Raw genomic sequence first — 25,792 nt, 5'->3', positions numbered from 1 at the left:
TATGAAGGTTATTACTCATACTTACTCTATTAAAGGAGAGGTTACTCATCAGATACGGAACTCTAGCCCACACATTTGGCTGCCTGCCGCTCAAGTCGTTAACTGCAACCCTTCAGAATTATGATATCGATTTTGTTCAGCTTGCATTATCCAAAGCCATTCAGGACATCGACACTTCTACCGGTAAACTAAGTCCAGGTCTTGCCAGCTATATTGGCGAACAATTTGACAAAGCAGGAATACGTATCGGTGTTTTGGGCTGTTACATCAACCCTGTTCATCCGGATCCTGTCATCCGGAGAGCTGAGATCAATCGTTTTAAAGAGCATCTTCGTTATGCCCGCCAATTCGGCGCACCTATGGTGGCAACAGAAACAGGTGCGCTGACTACTTTTCAAGCACAAGATCCGATCCATTACGAAGCTATCGGCTGGGATACGTTAAGGGCAACTGTAGAAGAACTTGCAGAGGAAGCTGAAAAATGGGGCGTTTTTCTAGGACTAGAAGGGGTCTGCACACATACACTTTCTACACCAGACAAGATGCGCCGCATCTTAGATGAAGTCCCATCAAGCTGTATAGGTGTTGTATTGGACCCTTGTAATTTTATTGGCACGGCTGCGCATTTGCAGGATCAAATTGTCGATGATTCCTTTAGATTATTCGGCGACCGTATCATTCTGGCGCATTTAAAAGATATCTATCAAGATGGTGAAAAAGCATACCACGGAAAAGCAGGCAGCGGAGTATTCCATACCGAGGCTTTCCTGCGCAAACTCCAAGAATATAAGCCAATGATCGATGTGTCATTAGAAGATATCAAGGATCTGGAGGTTAATGAAACCGTTGCTTTACTGAAGAAGCTTGCACCTATAACACAATAAAAATCCATTTCTGAGGATAGGTGTTAGCAGCAGCTGCGCATCTATCCCCAGCTTTATCTATGCTCAAAAATAATGCTTCCAGTTATTGAGCAGATGATCATCCTCTTTCTGCAGCAATTTAGAGGCATATACGATTTGACCTGTATGATAGGAATAATGCTCTGCCGCTCCGATCATAATCTTTTGAATACTCCAAGTATAATTCTCCATTCCAGCCCCCTCAGGGAAACTAATGGTGACCTCCCGTTCTAGATCAGCCTTCGTCAAATTGCCCACCACCGAACGGCTTTCTTCCCTGACCTTTAGCATATACTGCAATAATTCCTGTGATGAATAACCGCCTCTGGTCAAAAATTCATTAGGTCTATCTCTTTCTATTGGCTTATTGCCGATTCCGCTGACCAGATGCTGATATTCGCTGCCCGCAATATGCAGGCATAGGTTACCAATGGCATTCATTTTTGACTTTGGACGAAACCAGATCTCTTCGGTCGTTAGCTTATTTACAGCTTGCTCCACATACCCCAAGGATTGATCGAGCCTTCTCATACATTCGATAATGATTTCACTCATACTAACCCCTCTTCCTTCTACTTTTCTTTATAAACTTGATAAATGGTACTTTTCTATAGGAGCTGAATAAAATAAAAAAAGGAACGATTGAATCATATTTTTTCATATTATAGCTCTAACTTGGAAGGGACGGGATTATCAATGCGATTCACATTCCCTATTCTGACCTTATCTCATGGCGGAGCACAACGTATGCTAGTAGAGCTCACCAATGGGCTGACAGACTTGGGTCATCAGGTCAATCTCCTTTTGCCTGTGGATGGCGCTATTTCTTATGATGTGCGCGCAAACGTAATCCGCTCCTCACATATGAATATTCACGAGCATGACTTTCCTCCCGGAGACGTCATTGTTTCTAATTATTATACAACTGTCCCCATCGCCCAAGCAGCAAGCCAACAAGGAAAAGGGGTTCATGTACGTTTATCTTTATGTTATGAGCCACCTTTTTTACCGGATAACGGACGCTCCTTCCCCTCCTATCACATCACTGAGCATCTAATCGTTTTATCACGTTGGCAGCAGGAGCTGATCCGTTTAAATCATGGTATCACCGGCAGTATCGTGCCCATTGGCATTAGCTCCTCTTTTAAAAATATGAATATCCGTCACAGTCTTCAAGAGCCTTTAAACATAACAGCTATATTAAGAAAAACAGAACGAGGTTTCTCCTGGCACCGTGAGCAAGATTATCTTATAGAACAGCTGGATTACGTAAAAAGCCAATATCCCGATGTAAATATTAACTTCATCAGTCCGCCTGACGAGTTCAACACCTCAGAAATTCTCCAAAGAATGAAAGCTACTGGCAAATATCGGTTCTTTACGCCAGCAAATGATGAGGAGCTCTGCTATCACTATAACGGTGCGGATATTTTTGTTAGCTCAAGTATTTTTGATACAGGCTCTTTACCGGGACTTGAGGCCATGCGTTGTGGAGCAGCGTTAGTCTGTGTATATTCGGGTGGGAATATGGAATACGCCCATCACAAGAAAAACTGTTTGCTCTCTTATCGATATGAGAACCGGCTCGGTGAAGATGTCATCCGCTTAATACGTGATCCCAACTTAAGAACTAAATTAGCGGAGCAGGGGGAAAGATATTCGCGCAAATGGACTTGGGAAAATAGTGTCAGATTATTTGAACAAGCGATCACAGATTTATTATAAAAATATAAAAAAGCAAGTCTCCGATGGCTGAGATTTGCTTTTTTATTGATCCAAAAGAATCATTGACTAGAGAAATAATACAAGATATTATGTAAGCGTTATCAATTGCAAAATAATGAAACACTTTAGGGAAGTCTAAACTAAAAGGAGAAGGAATATGGCGAAAAAAGGTAGGCAAGGTTATCGGTTGTTATTGTTGTCTTTTTTAATGCTTTTTACAACTGTTTTCTCAGCAGGATCGCAAGCTTATGCAGCAACCTGGAATCTGACTGGAGATACCAACGTACACGACCCTTCATATATCAAAGAAGGAAACACACATTGGGTATTCAGCACGGGATCAGGTCTCCAAGTGATGTTTTCAAACGATGGAACGAACTATATTCGCTCCCTTCCGATTTATAACTCGAAACCCTCCTGGTGGAGCTCTTATGTTCCCAATCAAGAAGGGCTAGATGTATGGGCTCCAGAAATTTTCTACTATAACGGTACCTATTACCTCTATTATTCTATCTCCACATTCGGCTCAAGAGTGTCTGCTATTGGTTTAGTAACTACTAAATCGATCTCCGGGGGAAAATGGACGGACCAAGGTGTCGTTATCTCGTCAAATGACGCCTCCAATTATAACGCCATTGATCCTAACATTACGGCAGATGCTAACGGAAACCTATGGATGACCTTCGGTTCCTGGAGCAACGGGATTTACATTACCTCCATCAACAAAACAACCATGAAGCCAACGGGCAACTCCTATCGCATTGCCACTAAATCCGGGGGGATTGAAGGCTCCAGCATGGTTTACAATCCAAATACCGGATATTATTATCTATTCGTATCCATTGGCCAATGCTGCTCAGGCGTAAACAGCACCTATAAAATTGCAGTGGGACGCTCAACCAGCGTACTGGGTCCTTTCTATGCAAAGGACGGTACTGATATGAAAAATGGCGGGGCTACGGTCATCGATAGCGGCAACAGTTTTTGGGCGGGTCCTGGTGGACAGGATATATACGGAACCAACGTTATCGTCCGCCATGCTTACAGTGTCGCCGAGAATGGTGCACCCAAATTGTTAATCAGTGATCTCGAATGGGATTCAGCTGGCTGGCCTTACTATAATTAACGTCTAATCGAGGAGTTGCCCCTAAGCCCTATTCTGTGATTTATGGGGCAGCTTCTTTTTACTGCTAAACCTTCTACTCTCTCTTTCGATAAATACCTGGCGAGACACCATAACGCTCCCGAAACACCCTGTGAAAATAGGTATAACTTCCAAACCCCGTCTCCTCTGCTATACGCTCTAAGGTGTAATTGGTATTGTCCATTAATCTCAGTGCCATCGCAAGCCGGATTTGCCCCGCATATTGCATAATAGAATAACCGAATTGGATTTTGAATACATGCACGGCCCTTGTCACACTAATTCCAGCATGAGCGGCTACGTCCTTTAGTCTGATCTCTGAAGTAGCATGCTCCTCCACATAACTCTTCATCTTAAGTCCGTGTAGAAGTGAAGCCGAAGATGATGCAGGTGCCTCTTCCATAGCCCGATCTAACAGCAAACATAAAGCTTTAAATAGTGCTTCAAGTATTTCAGGGCTACCCCCGTCTAGTCTTCTATTCTCCAGATCAAGCTGTTGCCATATACTTTGCAGCTTACCATCATCCGCAATTCTTACCTTTTTGGGTCGCTCACGCAGGTTCCACCAGTGGTCCACCCATTCCCCTGTACACATTACAAAATAGTCCACACTATGTCCCAGAGGACTTTTCTTTTCACCGATTCTCAGATCATATATATCATAGGGCTTAAATAATAGTAGATCCCCAGGTACTACGGTAGTCATTTCTCCATCAATGAGGACTTCACATTCCCCTTCGGCTTGCAGCCTGATGATATAGGTATCCAACCCACTGCGATATAGTTGCCGAAAAGGCTGAGTATGGCGGATAAATCCACACAAACTAATTTGAACGCTGTTTGTTTCCATCGCATTTGCTCCTCTTTCTATAGTAATCAATGACCAGATTGTTGAGGTTCTTAGCCATATAGTTTCTTCAAAGTGCAGTGAATCTCCTTCTATAATAAAGACAGAATTCATATGTAGGAGGTTATCAACCATTATGAGTAAAACTATTCGCGTCATTCAAACCGCTAAAGAAACCACGGATCGTTTAACAGAAAAGGACCCTCTGATTTTCCTTCCCGATACGTCAGGAGTCGAATCAGAGCTAATCAATATCTATGATGATCTGGAGTATCAAGAAATTGAAGGCTTTGGTGGAGCCCTTACGGAGTCCTCTGCCGTTACTATCGCTAAACTTAGTGAAGCTAAACAAAAAGAAATCATTGACGCTTATTTTCATCCTGAGCACGGCATCGGATACACCCTTTGCCGCTCACACATCCAAAGCTGCGACTTCTCACTGGGCAACTATGCTTATGTAGAGGAAGGCGATGCGGAGCTACGTTCATTCGATATTTCCAGAGATCACGAATCAATTATCCCCCTCATAAAAAATGCTGCCGCAGCAGTAGGTGAAGATTTTCGTCTGTTCTCTTCCCCATGGAGTCCTCCAGCGTTCATGAAGACAAACGGGCAAATGAACGGAGGCGGAGCTCTTAAGCCTGAATATCGTGAGGCTTGGGCTAACATGTTCGTTAAATATATTGAGGCGTACGCTGCAGAAGGGATTGATATCTGGGCTGTCAGTGTTCAGAATGAAGCCAAAGCTGTACAAAGATGGGATTCCTGCCTGTATACCGCTGAAGAAGAAAAGGATTTTGTGCGTGACTACTTGGGACCTGCTCTGGAACAAGCGGGCTTGGGCCATGTAAAAGTTATGATCTGGGATCATAACAAAGAACGGGTATATGACCGTGCTAAGGTTGCTTTTGAAGATCAAGCAGCGTCCAAATACATATGGGGAATCTGCTTCCATTGGTATTCCGGTGATCACTTCGAAGCCCTCTCTGCTGTACATGATCGTTTCCCAGATAAAAAGCTGTTCTTCAGCGAAGGCTGCCAAGAAGGTGGCGTTCATCTCGGCTCATGGAACACCGGTGAACGTTACGGACATGATATCATTGGCAATCTGAACAACTGGATGTCGAGCTGGACAGACTGGAACATTGTCTTGGATGAGCAAGGTGGACCTAATCATGTAGGAAATTACTGTGACGCTCCAATTATCGGAGATACCAAAAACGATGAAATTACTTTTGAGAGCTCTTTCTATTACATCGGGCACTTCAGTAAATATATTCGTCCGGGTGCTAAACGCATTGGTTTCTCCAAATATACAGATAAGCTTGAAACAACAGCTTTCCGCAACCCTGATGGCACTATTGCTGTTATCGTTATGAATCGCACAGAGCAAGAGCTTCCATTCACCCTGCGCTTCCATGACGAACTGGCTGAGAACATGATTCCGGCTCATGCCATTCAAACCCTGCTAATTAAGTAGCAGCGGTTCATTCCTAATAAAAAAGAGGTTCTCTTTATGCCAGCGCACAGAGAGAACCTCCTTTTTTATTAAATTCAATGAAATAGTGCTTAAAGTCTTGCCGACAGTATTTCGCATAACGCTCCATACAGTGTATGTTCAAGATCCAACGAGGCAAGAGAAGCCAGGGCTGCCATCGGCGTTACTGCTGCTTTGACTACATGGTAAATTTGTTCTTTCAATTGGAAAAGAATTTGCGCACGGTTCAGAAGGCTGAACACCTCATCATCTACCGAATTCACCGCAATCCGGGCATCTGTGAACGTTACCTCCAATGAATGCTCTACCGCTTGATCCGAAATCATGATCGTAAGCGTATGTGTAGCCTCATCATAGTCCATGTTTGCTTCGATTTCTGTGCCGCCAGCGAATACCTGTACCTTCGTATCAGCAAAACCAACAAAGGACAGCTTCCACGATCTCCGCTCAGGCACAACCTTTGTATTTCCCTTAGCAGAGAGGATCTTGAAGCTCGCTCTATCCCCCATTTCCAGGATCATTTCTGTATCACACCATTGATCGTCCTGATCCTCCGCAGTATCGCCCTCATCCTCCCAGAGATGAAAATGACCCCTTCCTCCCGCAAATACACGGACCTCCATATGCCTCGGATTATCCACTGAAGAGGTAAATTGCGTCAGATCTGCCATGGGCACAATAGCACCCGCTTTAGCTAATACAGGGATATTCTCAAGATTGCGATAAAGAGAAAGCTTTCTGCCACCGTCGTACACTCTTCCGTTAAAAAAATCTATCCAAATCCCTTCAGGTAACCAAGCCTTAAATTCGGCAACGCCTACCTTTGGGTTGACCGGCTGTGTAATCGGACAGGCAATAAGTTCCGTTCCGAAATAATATTCATTGGGCACTTCATAGGCTTCATTCGACAACGCATGATGATAATACATCGGTCGGATTAACGGAAGACTATCGCGGCTGGCGTAGCGATTCATGGTGTACAGATAGGGAAGTAAACTATGCCGCAAGCGCAGGCAATCCTTCATCACATCTTCCGCAATCTTATTGAATCGCCATGGCTCCTTACTGTTAAAGGCACTAGCAGAACTATGTAACCGCAGAATAGGTGAAAACACACCGAATTGCACCCAGCGCATTGCCAACTCATCGTCTAAATAACCATTCATATGGCCCCCGATATCATGGCTCCACCAACCATATCCCACGTTGGCGGCGTTGGCTGTGAAGTATGGCTGGAAATCCAGCGACTCCCAAGTGACAATGGTATCTCCAGAGAAGCCCACAGGATAACGATGGCTGCCAAGACCTGCATAACGGGAAAAAGTAATCTGCCGGTTGCCGCGCCGGCCGCTATCCAGATAGTGATAATGGTTCAGCATCCAAAGCGGATCTAGTCCCGGTACTTTAGTCACTCCACCCTGCTGCCAATCAATCCACCAGAAGTCCACACCTTCATCCTCTAGCGGATGATGCAGAAACTTAAAGTATGCCCGCAAAAAATTCGGATCCGTGATATCAAATTCCACAGCATCCCCTTTTTCCGGGTCCATCCCCATCTCTGCAGCAATGGCCAGATAAGGATCTTCAAAGGCCCGTACACCGTCTGCTGGATGTACGTTGAGCGTTACTCGAAGGCCTTTTTCATGCAGCCATGCCAAAAATCTTTGAGGCTCCGGAAACAGTTCCCGGTTCCAGGTATAACCCGTCCAGCCACTGCCGTACTGCGGATCAATATCGACGAGATGCCAATCCATATCTATAACAGCGACGGAGAACGGAATTCGCTCGAGCTCAAACCGCTCCATTAACGCTTTGTATTCTTCTTCTGAATATCGGTAATAACGGCTCCACCAGTTGCCAAGGGCATAACGTGGCAATAGGGGCGTACGACCGCAAAGGTGATAGAAATCCTTCAAGCAGTGCAAATAATCATGACCGTATCCAAAAAAATAAACATCGAGGCCAGCCAACGCCCGTAGCTCGACCCGTCCATCCTCTTCCAGTACTAGGGAGGTGCTATCATCAACTAACGTATACCCCGCACGTGAAAGTAGTCCGTACTCCAGCGGAATGGCACCATCTGCATTATCCAGGGTACGTGCTGTTCCTCCCAAATCTTGGACTGTATCTCCATAATTCCAGACACTCATTAGGTGACCCGCTTCGTTTCTCACCCGAACATTGAGACCATGCCGGGAGAAAGGCTGCTTGTCATAAGTTAAATGCAGGCGCTCCGTAATCAACTCAAGTTTATTCCCCAGATCCATTACGCGGAACTCTGGAACCGGGAAATTGCGATTCACAACGGTCTGTGACGCCCGATCTTCGAAAAAACCTTCCTCACTATATTCCATCCGGATAAGCTCCGGAGTTAAGACAGTGAACCGATAGCACTCCCCCTGAATAATCGCGTCAGCATTACTGCCTGGTTCAGAATGCAGCTTTAATTGGGCCGCCAAAGGGGTTGGCTCTTTCATTATATTTCCCATCAAGTAAAAACCTCATTTCTTGTTATTCAACGCCCATATAACGGCTGAAAGCATCTGTCCGAATTTTCACCATCTTTTCGAGGCCCATCCCCCGTAGCTGCTTCACATAGTCATCCCACTGCTCGTCAATAACACCTGAGATTATAAATTGAGCACGCATTGTATTGACGTAACTATCAATATCGGTGGTCAAGGTCGGCAGCTCCTGAAACTCTTCTGCAGTGTACATTACGTTGGGGAAAGGTGGTGTTGTGTAGTCACTTCCCAGCTTATCGAGTTGTAGCTTCAGTCCATCTCCGGTTTTAGGATTTAGAAAGATGGTCTTTTCAAAAGCTGGGCTTACATATTTCGGCCCAAAATCCCGGAGTGACTGTTCCCAATACCAAGCATCCGCACTGGTGCCGGTTGGAGGGTCCATCAATGTATACGTACCGTTGTCATTTTTCTTAATCACCGTTCCAATGGCACCCCAGAAATTCTGAATGCTGGCTTCATTGGTATAGAACTGATCCGCCCAGCGTGCTGCAATTTCTGGATACTTGCAGGATGTGGTGATCAACAGCTCGTTGCGTTCCAGATTCATCCCATACGGGTTTCCAACGGTGTAGCGCTTCCCGTCTGGTCCAGCAATTGGCGGAATGGTCACATATTGATCACTCCATTTGCCAAACATAGCGTCTGGCGTCCACTGATAAGAGAAGCCTACGATTGGGGCATCCGGATTTAGAAACTTTGCCGATCTCATCGTTTCGTCTTGAGTGAATACTTCTTTATCAAGTAATCCGTCTTTAAACAATTTGCTCTCCCATTTGAGCCCTTCTTTGTATTCCTCTGAAATCGGGTAATAAACCGCATTTCCGTCCTTGACCACCATGAAGTTATTATTCAAATCTGCAATTCCGAAAGGACTGATTAGATCATTACTTAATTCGATAAAAGGAATCTCATCCTGTTTTCCGTTTCCATTCGGATCTTGTTCTTTGAATGCTTTTAGCACGTTATAAAGATCGTCTATCGTATCCGGTACCTTCAAACCCAATTTGTCCAGCCAGGTTTTATTAATCACAGGCTGACGTGAACTTTTAGGACGTGAGGGTAATCTTGCAGGCAGCGAGTAGATTTTCCCGTCAGGAAAGGTGCTGATTTTTTTCATTTCCGGTGTTTCTTCCATAGCTGCTTTGAGATTAGGCATGTTTTCCTCAATATAATCATCTAGCGGCCGAAATAAGCTTAAATTATTGACGATATCCGCATCTCCAAAGGTCTGACTCCCTAAAATGATATCTGGAAGTGTGCCGCTGGCCAGCATAATAGACTTCCGTTCACTCCAATCATTGGAGGACATCACCTGCCACTCGATTTTGACATTCGTGTTCTTCTCCAAATCCTTGAGCCATTGATTCTCGGTAAAAGAATCTCCCATGCTTACCCACCGGACAGTGAGTACTTTCAGCGTCACAGGCTTATCCACTATCGGCAATCCTTCTTTGTTAAATCCGCCCGGCTCAGGTTCAACAGAATTAACCCCATTGCTCCCTTTACAGGCAGTAAGGCTAGCAAGCAACGTTGTCACTAAAAGAATGACGGTGATTGTTCTATATATCCTGTTTTTTTGTTGCTTTTTCATAACGTTCTTGCTCCTTACGAATGAATGTTAGTAGAATAGCCGAATGTACTATTCCTTCACTGCGCCGATCATTACCCCTTGGTTAAAGTATTTTTGTACAAAGGGGTACACACACATGATCGGAACCGTTGCCACGATAATAACAGAATAACGCATCATATTGGCGAGTCGTAATGCGATTTGCGCAGCCTCCCCGGTTCCCATCCCCGATTGCATCTGATTGGTGATCAGAATATTTCGCAGAATCAGCTGCAAAGGATACATATTAGGATTTTTCAAATAGATCAAGGCATTAAAATATGAATTCCAGTAACCAACGGCGATCCATAGACCCAGCACGGCAATAATCGCCTTCGATAGTGGCAAAACGATCTGTACAAAATATCGAAGATTTCCACAACCATCGATCTGTGCAGCTTCCCATAAATCTCCCGGAATACTCGACTGAAAAAAGGTGCGGGCAACGATAATGTTAAACACCCCAACGGAGAAAGGCAGTACCATCACCAGAAATGTGTCGTACAGATGGAAATCACGGATCGTTAGAAAAGTCGGAATTAACCCCCCATTAAAAAACATCGTAAAGATGAAAAACAGGGAAAGATATTTTCGCCCCACAAGATCCTTTCTGGACAACGCATAGGCCGCAGAAATATTTACAATTAAACCGATTGCCGTCCCTACCACCGTATACATGATGGTATTCCAGTAACCGATCCAAATATTTTCATGACGCAGCAGCTCTTTGTAACCATCGAAGGTGAACCCTTTAGGAAATAACCAAACCTGCCCCCCCGCCACCGCGGAAGGATCACTGAACGAAGCAATGACGATAAAATATAGCGGATAAATTAAGATAACTAGAAAAATTGCTGATATAACATACATCACTATTTCCATTATAGTATCCGAAGAACGATTCTTCTTTATTTTCCCCACATTCCCTTTAGTAACTGTCTCTAAACCTCCCATTTCAATGCTCCTCCCTTCTACCACAAGCTATTTTCGCTTAGTTTTTTAGAAATCTGATTGACCATGATCAATAAAATAAAATTAATAACGGTGTTAAACAGGTTGATCGCCGAGGAAAAGCTGTATTGACTGCTGAGCAAGCCAATTTTGTAGACATAAGTAGAAAGAATTTCGCTTGAAGTGATGTTCAAGTCATTTTGCATTAAGTACACTTTTTCAAACCCAACCCCAAGCAATCCACCGACCCGCAAAATAAGCAAGGTTATCGCTGTTGGCATCAGCATCGGAATATCGATATAACGAATTTTATGCATCCGGCTTGCTCCGTCTACGGTTGCCGCCTCGTACAAGCTAGGATCAACTGCGGAGAGCGCAGCGATAAAGATAATGCTGTCCCAGCCGACATGCTGCCACACATCTGACCAAACATACACACTGCTGAATAATCCAGCGGAGCCAATCAGATCAGGAGCCTCTTTTCCAAAAAGACTATATATATTGCCCAGCAGTCCGGTGCTAGGTGAGAACAAAATCATCATTAAACCCACCATTACTACTGTGGAGATAAAGTGCGGCATATAGGACACCGTCTGGAAAAAACGTCTGAACCGGTTAGGTCTCATCTGGTTAACCATCAGCGCCAGTATAATTGGAATCGGAAAGGTAATCAGACTGTATACACTGATGATCAATGTATTTTTAATCGTTGATGAAAATTGATAGGAATGAAAAAATTTCTCGAAGTACTTGAATCCAGCCCAAGGGCTGCCTCCAATTCCCAACGCCGGGCTATAATCCTTGAAAGCAATCAGCACCCCGTACATTGGCTTGTACGCGAATAATAGCGTCAGAACTACAGCAGGGAAAAGCAATAGATAGAGACCCCAATTTTGTTTGATTTGTCCGAATTTCCGCCCGAAATGAAGTGGACTAGATTTCATGACATCCCCTCCTTATTTAAAATAGAGAATGCTACCCCACAGCTATCCTGCAGGGCAGCACCTTTTTCGAAAGACGAATAGGTTATTTCACGTTCATATAACGGCTGTAAGCATCCGTGCGAATCTTAACTAACTTTTCAAGTCCCATTTTATTAAGCTTGCTCACATAATCATCCCAGCCCTCGTCAATTCCGCCTTTGCTAATAAATTGCGCCCGCATAGTATTCACATAGCTGTCGATATCCGTAGTCAAGGTTGGCAGCTCCTCGAACTCCTCAGAAGTGTACATTACGTTAGGGAAAGGTGTGGTTACATATTCACTGCCCAGCTTATCCAGTTGCAGCTTCAGTCCATCTCCACTTTCAGGGTTCAGGACGATTTTCGATTCAAAGGATGGGCTCACATATTTCGGTCCAAAATCACGTAGCGATTGATCCCAATACCAAGCATCTGCGCTGGTTCCAGCTGGTGGATCCATCAATGTATAAGTGCTATCATCGTTTTTCTTAATAACCGTTCCAATCGCACCCCAGAAATTCTGAATGCTCGCTTCGTCAGTATAGAACTGATCTGCCCAACGTGCAGCAACCTCAGGATATTTGCAGGATGTGGTGATCAGCAGCTCATTACGATTAAGATTCATCCCAATCGGATTCCCGATCGTATAACGTTTACCATCTGGTCCGGCAATCGGTGGAATCGTCACATATTGATCGCTCCATTTCCCAAACACGGCGTCTGGAGTCCATTGGTACGTAAAGCCTACGATTGGAGCATCCGGATTCTGGAACTTAGCCGATCTCATTGTATCGTCCTGAGTGAATACCTCTTTATCTAGCAAGCCTTCCGCATACAATTTATTTTCCCATTTGAGACCTTCTTTGAACTCCTCCGAAACAGGGAAATATATCGCTTTTCCGTCCTTGATAATCATATTATTGTTATTCAAATCGGCAATTCCGAAAGGACTAATCAAGTCATTACCAATTTCAATAAAAGGAATCTCATCTTGTTTTCCATTCCCATTCGGATCTTGTTCTTTAAAAGCTTTGAGCACGTTATAAAGCTCATCAATCGTTTCAGGCACCTTCAAGCCCAATTTGTCCAGCCAGGTCTTGTTAATCACAGGCTGACGTGAGCTTTTTGGACGTGCAGGAAGTCTTGTTGGCAGGGAGTAGATTTTCCCGTCAGGAAATGTGCTGATTTTTTTCATTTCTGGGGTTTCTTCCATAGCTGCTTTGAGATTAGGCATATTTTGCTCAATATAATCATCAAGCGGCCGGAAAAAGCTCAGATTATTTACGATATCGGCATCCCCAAAGGTTTGATCTCCCAAAACGATATCCGGAAGCGTGCCACTTGCCAGCATAATGGACTTCTGCTCACCCCAGTCATTGGAGGACATTACTTGCCAATCGATTTTGACATTCGTATTTTTCTCCAGATCCTTCAGCCATTGGTTTTGCGTAAAGGTGTCCCCCATACTCCCCCAACGGACAGTCAGCACTTTAAGTGTCACAGGCTCATTCACAATCGGCAGACCTTCTTTGTTATAGCTGCTCGTTTCATTTGTCGCTGCATTATTCCCGTTGTTACCGCCGCAGCCAGCAATTCCAAATACCATCGCAGCCGCCAGCAGACCCACAGTCCATTTCTTTGCAGTTTTTTTCTTACTGTGTTGACTCATCTCTTAATCCCCCATTTCAATTTATCAAAATGCATCTGAATAGCTTTATAATAACTTCTTATTTTTTCGTATTCCGGACACATTAAGACGGTTATCCAGACCTTTGAATTCGCTTACAAAAAATACAAAAGCTAAATGCTCTACTTGGGGAGATTTAATAACAGTATCCCGACTTCTGTATGTGCTATCCGGACTTTGAGGGAAATCACTAGCGAGTTCTTATGTTTTTTTCACGCAGAGGTTTTATAATGACTTTATGATCAAAAAAACAGCGAAACATAAAACCTACCCCATTCGCCATTATATAAAAGTCATGATGTTGGTTTCATTCACAGTCCTTATTCTGGATTTAGGAATCAGCATCGCTTCCATTTCCATCGTTAAGCAGCAGTCCACTCGAAACTTGCAGGATACTGCGGCGCTTTACATCAATCGTATTAATCATGATTTTGCCTACATTAATCACTATATGGGCTGGACGCTTGGGAACGATGAGAGCTTACTAACGATGAATACTTACGGGGTCAACAGTATCGAGTTCTTAAAAGCAAATGATAATCTGTTCAAACGCTTTACCGAGCTGCAAAAAAACTACGGGCATGAGTATAACTTCTTCTACTATTTGAAAAATGAGACCTATTTTTTGAATTGTGCACCGATCAGCGTAACCTATACGGATTACAGGGAGCTGAAAAAGAAGATTATTTCTTATATTGATGATAAGGAGATGTATGAGAAGTTTTATTCCAAATGGACGCCTATTCTTGTGAACAACCATTATTATGTAATTAATATCGTGCCCTATTACAATCGCTATTTAATTGGACTGATCTCCGCAGATAATCTGATCCGGCCGCTACGCCAAATTAATCTTGGCGCCAATGGTTATGTTTCTCTAGTAGATGAGAATGAACAGCCTTTAACCAGTCCGATCTCCAATAGCGGAACGTTAATAACGGAAAATGGGGGATTCGCTAATCTTTTGCAATCGCGTACAACCATCAACAGCGCATTCTCAGACACCACCTTCAGCACCAAAATGGTCATTAAATATGGCATATTCGAAAAAATCATGATTGCCCAGCTGCTTATTATGTTATTGTTCTTCATTGTGACCTCCACGTTATGCATTGTTCTGCTCTTTTTCAAAAAAAGAGTGTTAGGTCCGATTCAAAGCTTCTCCGATAACCTTGCTTTCATTAATGAGTCTGGGCAACCCGCAGATTTCAAAAGCAGTGAGATTATAGAGCTGGAACAGGCAAACACTCAGTTTAAAGGCTTGGTTGAACAAATCAAAACCTTTAAAATCGCTATGTACGAGCAGGAACTGGAGAAACAAAGAATACAGCTGGACTATATGAAGCTACAGATTAAACCACACTTTTTCTTAAACTGTCTGACTAGCATCTATAGCATGGCGCAAATTCATATGTATAAAGAAATTGAAAATATGACGTTGTCTACCTCTAAGTATTTCCGTTACATTTTTCAGAATGGCGAGAATTTTGTCCGGTTGGAGGATGAAATCGAGCATGTCCGAACCTACTTGGAGATTCAAAAGCAACGTTATCAGGACGCATTTATTTATTACATCGAACAAGAGGATCAGGCAGGCAGTGTGGAAATTCCACCGTTAGTGCTGCAAACCTTTATCGAAAATTCAATTAAATATGCGATTTCACGCGAACATGAAGCCGAGATCAGACTTACAGTACAACGATTACAGATGGAGCAGGAAGAAGAAATGCTCGTTATCCAGCTCACCGATACCGGTCCCGGTTTTCCACCTCAGGTGTTAGAGAAACTTAATCTTGGAGAGCCCTTGGATCAAAGTAAAGGTACGCAAATCGGCATTATGAATACGCTTAAAAGACTAGAGTACCTATATTTAAAAAGAGCAACCGTCACCTTCTCCAATTTGGAGGGCGGCGGCGCTAGTGTAATCTTATATCTTCCGAAACTTCCTGATAAATCTAAATGAATGGAGAGCAAACTATGAATGTACTGCTTGTTGATGATGACTTTTATGTTATTGCCGCATTGCAAAAGAAAATAGATTGGGAATCACTCCACATTGATACCGTTTATACGGCTAATAATGTCGCTCAAGCACGTGAAATAATAGAAAAGCATTCTGTTCAAATTCTGATTTCAGATATTGAAATGCCGCAGGGCAGCGGACTGGAATTACTGGCATGGATTCGCGAGGGAAATTATAGTATTCAGACTATTCTTCTTACCAATTATGCAGATTTCAACTATGCGCAGAAAGCAATCGAATTGCAGAGCTTTGAATATTTCCTCAAACCCATTGAATTTGACAAGCTGATGTTGATCATCCAAAAGGCGGTCACCCAAGCAAAAGAGCAGCAAAAAAACGAAAAAGCCATTCAGGGCGGTTACTTTTGGCAAAAAAATCAGGCGAAGATTCTTGAGCATTTTTGGCGGAAGCTAGTCAGTGGCAGTACATCATTTCCGATTAAGTTGGCAGACATCACACATGCCATTGAAGAACAAAACCTCTCCTATCAAATGAGCGATACTCTACAGCCTTTGATATTTAACTTATTCCCTTACAATGGCAGCATGGGAAAAGAAGAAAAGGATCTGTTTGATTTTGCCCTGCTAAATGTATTGTACGAATTGTTTCAGCACCCTTGTTTTACCATCGAAAGCATTCTGGAATATAAAGATTATAACTGGATCGCCATTTTAAAATGGAACCAGGCACCAGACACGCAACGGCTTGAAGCATTATGTTCTTCTTTTATTCAAAAGGCGAATCCTTATTTAAAATGTGATGTCTGCTGCAATATTGGCTTATACGATAAACTGAGTAATGTAGGGAATGTTCTAAAACAATCCCTGACTATGGATGAAGAAATTACGAGATGCAGAAATCAGACCTTTTTGGTGGAGGCTTATCTGCAGCAAAATAAACCGGGCTATACACCACCGGATCTTGCCTATTTGGAAGAGCTGCTGAACCAGAATAAATTCACTGCTTTTCTTGAAGAAGTTACACAATATTTAAAGGTCATGCTTAACAATAGAACACTTGAGACCTCTGTCCTTAGCTTGTTCCGTTTAGATGTAGTTCAGCTAGTCTATTCATTTCTCAACCTGAAAGGGATACGATCGCACAAATTATACTCTGGCAAAACTAATGATAAGTTATCTATGCACTCTTTGGATTCAATCGAGGATATGGAAGAATATCTTAAATACCTTGTCACTACAGCCATGAAATATCGTGACTTTGCTGCCCAGCCTAAGTCCGTCGCAGAAGAAATCAAACAATACATTCATTCACATTACGGCGATGATCTGACCCGAAATGATTTGGCTGAAATTGTTTATCTCAATCCTGATTACCTGGCGAGGATATTCAAACGAGAAACTGGGGTTTCATTAGGCAGTTACGTCATCCACGTCCGAATCGCTGCTGCGAAACATCTATTAGAAACCACAAATATGTCTGTATATACCGTCGCGAACAAAGTCGGCTATAGCAACTACTCCTATTTCTCCAAGCTTTTCAAACAAGAAGTAGGTCTCCCTCCAAACGATTATAAAAAGGAACAACAATACAATCCAGCTTACTAAAAGAGGGTAACCCAGCATCTAGTTCATGGATGCTGGGTTACCCTCTTTGGAATATCTTCTGAATATTAATTACTGTCTACCTTTACTCCTACGCTGCCGGGAATCATTTACGCCGAACATTACTCTTACATCCAGTAACCCCCGCCCCACCCTCTCCCCTCTGATGCTTCCGGACCCAGATGACGCTATTTGCTCATTTATCGCCTTTTGAGCACAGTTTCGGACTCCAGTGCAACTATTCCTGAGATATTGCTCCAAATCGAGTGTGTTTCAGGTCAATAGCGACTATGCGGTCCGTTAGAATTCCAAATGTACCATAAAGCAACGTTTAAGGTCAGCTGGGTCCGATAGCTACTTCGTACGCGGAAATCTGGAGCTAATTAGCGAAACATGCCGGGGGATCAAGGGAACAGCTCAACATCGCCAATAACTATGCGCCTCACTCTTACACACAGTAATCATCCGCCACGCCTATACTCCTACGCTACCGGGAATCTTACACCTCTTACCTTACTCTTACACCCGGTAATCATCCGCCACGCCTTTTCTCCTACACTACCGGAGTCATTTACGCCGAGCTTACTCTTACAACCAGTAACCACCCGGCCCACTCTCGCCTCAGGTGCTTCCGGACCCAGATGACGCTATTTGCCCATTTATCGCCTTTTGAGCACAGTTTCGGACTCCAGTGCAGCTATTCCTGAGATATTGCTCCAAACCGAGTGTGTTTCTGGTCAATAGCGACTATGCGGTCCGTTAGAATTCCAAATGTGCCATATAGCAGCGTTTAAGGTCAGCTGGGTCCGATAGCTACTTCCTACGCGGAAATCTGGAGCTAATTAGCGAAGCTTGCCGGGGATCATAGAAAATCCCAAGACCACCAGTAACTATCCGCCCCACTCTCGCCCCTGCTTCCGGACCCAGATGACGCTATTTGCCCATTTATCGCCTTTTGAGCACAGTTTCGGACTCCAGTGCAACTATTCCTGAGATATTGCTCCAAATCGAGTGTGTTTCAGGTCAATAGCGACTATGCGGTCCGTTAGAATTCCAAATGTGCCATATAGCAGCGTTTAAGGTCAGCTGGGTCCGATAGCTACTTCGTACGCGGAAATCTGGAGCCAATCAGCGAAGCTTGACGGGGATCAAGGGAAACGACCAAGACCCCACCAGTAACTATGCGCTTCACTCTTACACACAGTAATCATCCGCCACGCCTATACTCCTACGCTACCGGGAATCTTACACCTCATACCTTACTCTTACACCCGGTAATCATCCGCCACGCCTTTTCTCCTACACTACCGGAGTCATTTCCCCGAGCTTACTCTTACAACCAGTAACCACCCGCCCCACTCTCGCCCCAGGTGCTTTCGGACCCAGATGACGCTATTTGCCCATTTATCGCCTTTTGAGCACAGTTTCGGACTCCAGTGCAGCTATTCCTGAGATATTGCTCCAAATCGAGTGTGTTTCAGGTCAATAGCGACTATGCGGTCCGTTAGAATTCCAAATGTGCCATATAGCAGCGTTTAAGGTCCGCTGAGTCCGATAGCTACTTCGTACGCGGAAATCTGGAGCCAATCAGCGAAGATTGCCGGGGATCAAGAGGACAGCGCAACTCCGCCAGTTACTATCCGCTTCACCCTCTCCCCTCTGATGCTTTCGGACCCAGATGACGCTATTTGCTCATTTATCGCCTTTTGAGCACAGTTTCGGACTCCAGTGCAGCTATTCCTGAGATATTGCTCCAAACCGAGTGTGTTTCTGGTCAATAGCGACTATGCGGTCCGTTAGAATTCCAAATGTGCCATAAAGCAACGTTTAAGGTCAACTGAGTCCGATAGCTACTTCCTACGCGGAAATCTGGAGCTAATTAGCGAAGCTTGCCGGGGATCACGGGAAGGTTCCCCACTGCCAGTAATCTTGCAAGCTCCAAAAAACGCATTAATGCCCCAGCAGTTATAATCAGAACGGCTGGGGCATCTCTTTTACTAAATTAAGCCTGAAGCGCTACATATTTATCGCCAAGCAGATTTTTAAAATAGGTGCGATTGTATAACATACTAGGATGGGATGGATAAAAACTCAACGCCGTTTCATTGTGATGATTCGCCTTCTCGTGTTGGCCGAGACGATCATAACAAAGTGCCAATTGAAGATGCGGCAGCCAGGTATAAAAGATCCCATTCTTCATCCCCATCGAATCGTTATCCCGCGGTAGCTGAATCGCTAGCTCATACCAGTATGCGGCTGGATGCAACTGGCCTTTTTCCAGCAGAAGTGCCCCCAGTCGGCAACAGAACTCTGACCGTGGTTTATCATACTGCAAGGTTTTACATAACGCTTCAAATGCACCGTCTTTATCCCCCAACCGTTCCCGGCATTCGGCAAGCTTTAGGCAAGCCTGGAAATTATCTTCAATCCAGCCCTGCCCACCCGCTAAGAAAATCTCATAGTATTTGCAAGCCTCTTCATTTATAGCATGATCCCTTAATTCATTCGCATAATAATACTGGTCTCTCGGCGAAAATACTTCACCCTGTGCAACTCGTTTTTGATAAATCCGCAAATTACGATCTGTGTATTCCTTATCTTTCTCATGTGTGATGCAGACATCACTACTAAAAGAAGGACCACTTACCTCTAAATACTCATGAACAGGCCCAATCCATTGAAAGTTGCAGCTGCGCCGAACCAGCCTGTTGCGGCGTAAACTAGCTGTGACATTTCCCGCTTCGTCAAAAGCCAGATTATATTGCATGTTCACACTGTGAATATGTCCGGGCAGGATTTCTTTTAGTTTTTTAAAAAGAATCTGATCCTCTTCCTTTATATAATCATCCGCATCAAGCCACAAAATGTACTCCTGAGTAGCTTTGCTAAAGGCAAAATTACGTGCGACACTAAAATTATCAATCCATTCAAAATCATAAATTACAGCTCCGAAGGACAACGCAATCTCTTTTGTTTTATCCGTCGAGCCTGTATCCACGATAACAATTTCATCTACGAGACTTGCAATGGTAGACAAACATCGGTGCAAGCTTTTTTCTTCATTTCGCACTATCATACATAAACTAATCGTAACCATACTCGCCCTCCTACACGCTTTGTTTGAAATTCTTTCTATATTGATATGCAGGGTTTAAGAAACGGACTCCCTCTCTATCCCGCCCGATCATGAAGAACTTCAGAAATATAAAGGTTATGTAAGAAACTTTCCACTCCATTCTTAGGTCTATATAAGTAAGATCAAAGGAGGTACAACATATATGAAATCCAAACGAAGAGGTGTTAGAAACGGCTGGATCTTAACTTCAATATTATGCGTCGTAATTGTACTAGTGCTGCTGGTTGGATATAAAGGGCTCGACTGGGGTACACCTACCACACCACCTACATCCACCAACGCACAAACTAATAATGAAGCAGATAACAAACCCAGCTCCACTCAAGAAATGATCGAATTTCCTAGCAGTGATCCCGATAATGGGCAGGTCATCATTCCACTGCACACTACGCTCGCGCAGCTAAATATTGATAGTGGTGACGAATATGTAAATACAGAAATCCCCCCCATACCTGAAATGACCTTTGCTTTATCTCAAGACATGAAAAACCAAGTAGAAGCAACGCTGGTCTACCGTCCTGATATCGGTGGAGGTTATCTTCTACTCGCTCCTGCCGGATGGCAGGCTACCGCGGTTGTCGGCGCTAACGGTTCTTATGGAGTTACCTTTCAGGATCCGAACCATCCGGAACAAAACATGAACTATTCAGATACGGCTTGGACTTGTATAGGCTGTGCCATTACTGCAATCGGAGCTTATTTCCCGGAAAAAGCCGAATGGGCTGACGCGCTGGGATTTACCATTAATAATCCGCTTAAGTTTAGCGAGCAGCATATTTTAGGTACTGCAGGAGCTGAAGCAAGAACGGTCAGATATACACTTCAAGCAGACGCGAATGGCTATCAGGATGAGGGTGCTGCCTATTACGATAAGGGAGAATGGGGTTATTTATTCCGCAGTATCGGAATACATCAAGCTCAGACATCCCCACAGCAGGAAGTAGTGGAGACCCTCATGAAATTCTTTACAGATAATCATGGACCGCTCTTCATTGCTGACCCAAACGCAGAGAAGCTGGACTAAGGGTGGGAATTTTTAGAGGAAGGTATTTTCAACCTTGCTCTTGCTTTTAGAAAGACGTAGGTGCTATTTTTTGTTATAATCAATGCAATGCGTTGTTTATGAATTCAGACATATATAAAGGGGACGTAACCATGACTCAAATTATTAAAACTCTAACTATTGCAGGCAGCGACTCCAGTGGTGGCGCAGGCATCCAAGCGGATCTAAAAACATTTGAAGAGTATGGTACCTACGGCTTTAGTGCCTTGACCACTATCGTTACTATGGACCCGGACAACGGCTGGCACCATAATGTTTATCCAATTGATGCCTCCATTGTTGCTGAGCAGTTAAAAACTATTTTCGCTGGTGGCCCGGTTAATGCCATGAAGACAGGTATGCTTGGAAGTGTTGAAATTGTGCGCGTTGCAGAGCAAGCGATCAAAGAAAATCTTCAGACTAATGTAGTTATTGATCCAGTTATGGTGTGCAAGGGTGAAGATGAAGTCTTGAACCCTGACAGCGCTGAGGCTATTCGTGACTTATTGCTACCACTAGCAACTGTGGTCACCCCAAACTTGTTTGAAGCAGGTGTTCTTTCAGGTCTTGGCAAACTTACTACCCTTGAGGAAATGAAAGAAGCTGCCCGTCTGATTCATAAGCTCGGTGCACGTAATGTCGTGGTTAAAGGCGGCAAAGCACTCGGCGGCGATCAAGCGATTGATATCTTCTTCGACGGTTCTGAGTACACTGTATTCCAAACAGCCAAAATCGAACCCGCTCACAATCATGGAGCTGGATGTACTTTTGCCGCAGCAATTACAGGCGGTCTAGCTAATGGCTTAACGGTTCATGAAGCTGTTGCAAAAGCTAAAGATTTTGTCTCCGCAGCCATTCGTAATGGATTTGCGTTTAATGAATATGTGGGTCCTGTATTTCACGGTGGTTACCGTTTAGAACGTTAGAACTCGCAATCCAATTACACAAAAAAATAAATGGCAGTCCAGACGCTGAACTTCAGCTTTGGACTGCCATTTTTATTTACTATTATTGAAAATCCGTAAATTCAAAACTATGCTTACCGAACATAGATTTTTTATACGATTATTTTCATAAAAAAAGCACCCAAATCAAGATTCGAGTGCTTCTGAGCTACGTCCTCTAATTATTTTATCAAAATGGATAAAGCACTTTTTGACGCCAAACGGAAAGATAATTCATCCGCTCCCGGCAAGTTCAAAGCCACATTCTCAGCCTTTTCACTATCGTTGAACAGAACAACTGCAATAGAGTTATCTGTATTCTTAAAAGCTACGGAACGAATCACTTCTTGATTGGTGGAGGCGTCAATGCGCACAGCCTTCGGACGAATAAATTTACTGAAATGGGCCAGCGCATAATAGTCGAGCGTATACGTAAGCTCCTTGGTCTCTTGGTTGACTGTCACAACACCACGACAAGTACTTTTGCCAAAACCCGGTACGGTTGGGCCGTTCTTTTCATCTAAGGCCATATTCCATAACACAAAGGATTTACTATGATTTCTAAGAATATCAATCCCTGTTCTCATTACATTGGAGAAGGCTTGTTCAAACGGAGGAATCCATTCTCCACCAGAACCTTCTGTAAAATGCACTTCTTTATCGGCAAAAGCTTTCAGAACCTCTGATTGCGCTGACGCATTGCCACCATACCAGTGCCAAGCTACACCATCTACTTCATCTTTTGCATAATCGAGCACGGTTAACGGATAATCTGGACGATCCCAGTTGTGGTCGTAGCAGAGAATTTTTGTAGCGATGTTATGCTTAACAAAGCTCGGCTTCAGGTAGTTTTTAATGAAATCTTTTTGCGCCTCAGGCAACATTAACATACTAGGATAGTGTTTGGGTTCAAATAAAGGCTCGTTCTGTGGAGTTACAGCATAAGTTGGCAATCCGTGCCCTTCAAAAGCTTGAATATATCGAACAAAATAATCGGCATAAGCCTGATAATATTCATGTTTAAGTTCTCCAGCAATCATCGATCCGCTAGTCTTCATCCAACCTGGTGCACTCCATGGAGAAGCCATCAGTTTGATCTCAGGGTTAATTTCCAGAGCTTGTTGCAACAAAGGGATAATGTCTGCTTCATCATGTGCGATAGAGAAGTGGGTTAATTCCGTATCCGTTTCCTGTGCAGGTCTATCATCATAGCTATAAATATCTCTAGCATAATCCGATGCCCCCATTGGATTTCTTAATACGGACAAACCAATTCCATCTTGTGCGTCAAAAAGCTTGCTCATGACTTCCTTTTTCTGTTCGTTGTTCAGGACTTGATTAATCAAATAAGCGGATGAATCCGTAAAGGATGCTCCAAAGCCATCCATTTCCTGAAAGGTTTGATTCTCGTCAATAGTTACAGTAGTGGTCGCCTCTGCGTCAGCAATTGGAGTTAATTGTTGCAGACTTTGCTCTACAAACAATGTATTCTCCCCGGTGGATTGATAAATTTTAAGCTCTGGCATGTTGTTTCCCTCCATCTTTCTATGAAGAGGCCCCAGTGAAGGGGCCACATTCTATTTTCTAACTTATTTAAGGCCTAATTTTTCTTTGTTGTTTTTCATTTTTTCAGAACGAACTTCTACAATCTTATCCCAGTTGTTATCATTTAAAAATGTTTTGTAAGCAGCTAAGGTGCTGTCGAATGTAGCATCGTCTTTAGCGCGGATCATACTTACAAGCGTAGTGTTCCAAGTAGTATCAATTGCAGTAAGACTGCGAGCTTCAGGCGTTCCTTGAGCCGGGTTAATGTTTTCAAGAATAAAGTGTGGTTTTAACTTTCCTTTGCCCCACTCTTGCATTTGTTTAATGGAATCTGCGAATGCGTCATTACTCAGCGCTTTATCACGGTCATGTCCAAAGAACATAAATTCGCCCATCCGGTAATCTTTTTTGAATTTATCGGCATTATTTAATTGCAGGTCTTTGATTTCAGGCAAGAATTCAATTTTACCGCTGTCGTTAACTTTATAGGTTTCTCCTTCAATACCGTAGTTCATGAGCTTTTGTCCTTCGTCGCTGAGCAAATAAGTGTAAATTTGAATCGCTTTTGCAGGATCCTTAGCCTTTTTAGTAACATAGCTAATCATCCAACCTGTAATTCCGGATTGATTCAACGTTGGTTCATGTCCAACAGTACTTTGTGGGCCATCAATAGCGATATATTCCTTGCCTGGATTTTCTGTCATGAAGATTTGCAGGTTACCACTTTGTTGAGGTGTTCCATCCAAAAGTATTGTTGCATATTTACCGGATTTCACTTTTTCTTCAAAGGCAGTACCGTCATCAGCAAAGCTGTCATCACTGATGTCACCATTTCTGTAGACTTCATTTAACGTTTTCAACCAAGTCAAGTAATCCTCATCCAGGTTACGGTTGTAGAATTCGCCATTTTCAGTTTCCATCGGCACTCCGATGAAGTCCTCCAATACATCTCCCAAAGAACCAGTGCCTGAACCAATGGAGTTAAAACCAAAAGGAATCATGTCCGGGAATTGTTTTTTGATTTGTTGCATAACGCTCTTGAATTCCTCAGGAGTTCCAAAGCTTGGTTTTCCAATGGCTTCGTAAACATCCTTGCGGATGACAAAGGCTGTTTTAGCAGGAATGTTACCGCTATCATAATCGTTTTGCGTATTGGAATAGTTAGGGTATCCATAGGTCTTGCCATCAGCTAACTGGAACCAGTTCATCGTATCTTTTTCTGCAACTTTATTGAAATACGGATCATATTTATCTGCCAGATCATTTAAAGGCAATGCCCAGGTAGCAGCTTTTTGTACGACTGGAGAGTTGGAATCAAAAATAGTCAACAGGTCTGGCATTTCACCGCCGGCAAAAATCGTATTCAGCTTAGTGTCATCGCCTGTAATGAATTTAATGTTGATGTTTAAATCCTCTTTAATTTTCTTGGTGACAAGGTCTTTCCCGAAATCAGTATTCCACCAGTCTGCATTCACGTACCAAGTCAGATCTGTTGTTTCTTTTTTTGTATCCAGCTTCCATGCCGGTGTTTCCGGATCTATAGTATAACGGCCTTCAATGGAGCTTAACTCTTTACTGGAGCTGTCAGAATTACCTTTCGATCCACAACCTGTAAATACTAATACAACAGCCATAAGTGCCGTACAAAGTTTGAGTCCTTTTTTCCCAAATGCTTTGTTCATCTTTTATT

The 25,792-nt window shown here is 43.4% G+C and carries 18 protein-coding genes; 8 read left to right on the top strand and 10 right to left on the bottom strand.

Annotated elements, in window-relative coordinates; translation table 11 throughout:
- Nucleotides 1–17: 17 nt before the first annotated feature.
- Nucleotides 18–884 carry a sugar phosphate isomerase/epimerase family protein gene (locus MHH50_RS11295; protein WP_076305635.1) on the top strand — a complete coding sequence of 289 codons (867 nt, stop codon included), beginning with the start codon at nt 18–20 and terminating at the stop codon, nt 882–884.
- Between the two features lie 63 nt (nt 885–947).
- Here the strand turns inward: MHH50_RS11295 and MHH50_RS11290 are convergent, their stop codons facing one another.
- Nucleotides 948–1,457 carry a DinB family protein gene (locus MHH50_RS11290; RefSeq protein ID WP_076280330.1) on the bottom strand — a complete coding sequence of 170 codons (510 nt, stop codon included), beginning with the start codon at nt 1,455–1,457 and terminating at the stop codon, nt 948–950.
- Nucleotides 1,458–1,598: 141 nt separating this feature from the next.
- On the opposite strand from MHH50_RS11290, the gene MHH50_RS11285 reads away from it, so the two are divergent.
- Nucleotides 1,599–2,627, top strand: coding sequence for a glycosyltransferase family 4 protein (locus MHH50_RS11285; RefSeq protein ID WP_076280331.1), 1,029 nt, complete (start codon nt 1,599–1,601; stop codon nt 2,625–2,627).
- A 157-nt stretch (nt 2,628–2,784) separates the two neighbouring features.
- Entirely contained in the window at nt 2,785–3,753 is a 969-nt protein-coding gene (locus tag MHH50_RS11280; RefSeq protein ID WP_076130361.1) for a glycoside hydrolase family 43 protein, read from the top strand.
- A 73-nt stretch (nt 3,754–3,826) separates the two neighbouring features.
- On the opposite strand, the gene MHH50_RS11275 is transcribed toward MHH50_RS11280, so the two are convergent.
- Nucleotides 3,827–4,621, bottom strand: coding sequence for an AraC family transcriptional regulator (locus MHH50_RS11275; RefSeq protein ID WP_076130362.1), 795 nt, complete (start codon nt 4,619–4,621; stop codon nt 3,827–3,829).
- Nucleotides 4,622–4,754: 133 nt separating this feature from the next.
- Between MHH50_RS11275 and MHH50_RS11270 the strand changes: the two genes are divergently transcribed.
- Nucleotides 4,755–6,098 carry a glycoside hydrolase family 30 protein gene (locus MHH50_RS11270; protein WP_076130363.1) on the top strand — a complete coding sequence of 448 codons (1,344 nt, stop codon included), beginning with the start codon at nt 4,755–4,757 and terminating at the stop codon, nt 6,096–6,098.
- 89 nt (nt 6,099–6,187) lie between these two features.
- Here the strand turns inward: MHH50_RS11270 and MHH50_RS11265 are convergent, their stop codons facing one another.
- The 5 genes from MHH50_RS11265 to MHH50_RS11245 all read right to left on the bottom strand — a co-directional run bounded on the left by MHH50_RS11265 (nt 6,188) and on the right by MHH50_RS11245 (nt 13,832).
- Nucleotides 6,188–8,605 (bottom strand): TIM-barrel domain-containing protein, encoded by a 2,418-nt coding sequence (locus MHH50_RS11265; RefSeq protein ID WP_340034335.1) that lies wholly within the window; start codon nt 8,603–8,605, stop codon nt 6,188–6,190.
- Between the two features lie 22 nt (nt 8,606–8,627).
- On the bottom strand, nt 8,628–10,232 hold the full coding sequence (locus MHH50_RS11260; RefSeq protein ID WP_340034334.1) for an extracellular solute-binding protein: 1,605 nt from the start codon (nt 10,230–10,232) through the stop codon (nt 8,628–8,630).
- Nucleotides 10,233–10,280: 48 nt separating this feature from the next.
- The gene (locus MHH50_RS11255; protein WP_076130365.1) at nt 10,281–11,204 is read right to left on the bottom strand and encodes a carbohydrate ABC transporter permease; all 924 of its coding nucleotides are present in this window, start codon (nt 11,202–11,204) and stop codon (nt 10,281–10,283) included.
- 17 nt (nt 11,205–11,221) lie between these two features.
- Complete coding sequence (locus tag MHH50_RS11250; protein ID WP_076130366.1) at nt 11,222–12,145, bottom strand: ABC transporter permease subunit; 924 nt, start codon at nt 12,143–12,145, stop codon at nt 11,222–11,224.
- A gap of 82 nt (nt 12,146–12,227) precedes the next feature.
- A complete protein-coding gene (locus MHH50_RS11245) occupies nt 12,228–13,832 on the bottom strand; it encodes an extracellular solute-binding protein (RefSeq protein WP_340034333.1) in 1,605 nt (534 codons plus the stop codon).
- A gap of 256 nt (nt 13,833–14,088) precedes the next feature.
- Between MHH50_RS11245 and MHH50_RS11240 the strand changes: the two genes are divergently transcribed.
- Together MHH50_RS11240 and MHH50_RS11235 are read left to right on the top strand one after the other, a co-directional pair.
- Nucleotides 14,089–15,813 carry a histidine kinase gene (locus tag MHH50_RS11240; protein WP_340034332.1) on the top strand — a complete coding sequence of 575 codons (1,725 nt, stop codon included), beginning with the start codon at nt 14,089–14,091 and terminating at the stop codon, nt 15,811–15,813.
- A gap of 14 nt (nt 15,814–15,827) precedes the next feature.
- Nucleotides 15,828–17,438: a helix-turn-helix domain-containing protein gene (locus MHH50_RS11235; RefSeq protein WP_340034331.1), complete on the top strand. Its 1,611-nt coding sequence runs from the start codon at nt 15,828–15,830 to the stop codon at nt 17,436–17,438.
- 1,999 nt (nt 17,439–19,437) lie between these two features.
- Here the strand turns inward: MHH50_RS11235 and MHH50_RS11230 are convergent.
- Nucleotides 19,438–20,532, bottom strand: a complete 1,095-nt coding sequence (locus MHH50_RS11230) for a glycosyltransferase family 2 protein (RefSeq protein WP_340034330.1) — start codon at nt 20,530–20,532, stop codon at nt 19,438–19,440.
- A gap of 181 nt (nt 20,533–20,713) precedes the next feature.
- Between MHH50_RS11230 and MHH50_RS11225 the strand changes: the two genes are divergently transcribed.
- Both MHH50_RS11225 and thiD read left to right on the top strand, forming a co-directional pair.
- Complete coding sequence (locus MHH50_RS11225; protein WP_340034328.1) at nt 20,714–21,595, top strand: DUF4850 domain-containing protein; 882 nt, start codon at nt 20,714–20,716, stop codon at nt 21,593–21,595.
- Between the two features lie 131 nt (nt 21,596–21,726).
- The gene (gene thiD, locus MHH50_RS11220) at nt 21,727–22,539 is read left to right on the top strand and encodes a bifunctional hydroxymethylpyrimidine kinase/phosphomethylpyrimidine kinase (protein ID WP_038570000.1); all 813 of its coding nucleotides are present in this window, start codon (nt 21,727–21,729) and stop codon (nt 22,537–22,539) included.
- A gap of 200 nt (nt 22,540–22,739) precedes the next feature.
- On the opposite strand, the gene MHH50_RS11215 is transcribed toward thiD, so the two are convergent.
- A complete protein-coding gene (locus tag MHH50_RS11215) occupies nt 22,740–24,083 on the bottom strand; it encodes a glycoside hydrolase family 30 beta sandwich domain-containing protein (protein ID WP_340034327.1) in 1,344 nt (447 codons plus the stop codon).
- A 63-nt stretch (nt 24,084–24,146) separates the two neighbouring features.
- Complete coding sequence (locus MHH50_RS11210) at nt 24,147–25,784, bottom strand: sugar ABC transporter substrate-binding protein (protein WP_038569996.1); 1,638 nt, start codon at nt 25,782–25,784, stop codon at nt 24,147–24,149.
- Between the last annotated feature and the right edge of the window lie 8 nt (nt 25,785–25,792).

This window comes from Paenibacillus sp. FSL H3-0302, assembly GCF_037982245.1.
GTDB classification, from domain to species: domain Bacteria; phylum Bacillota; class Bacilli; order Paenibacillales; family Paenibacillaceae; genus Paenibacillus_AQ; species Paenibacillus_AQ odorifer.
Note: the sequence above shows the minus strand (reverse complement) of the source record. Positions and strands in the feature narration are given on the sequence as shown.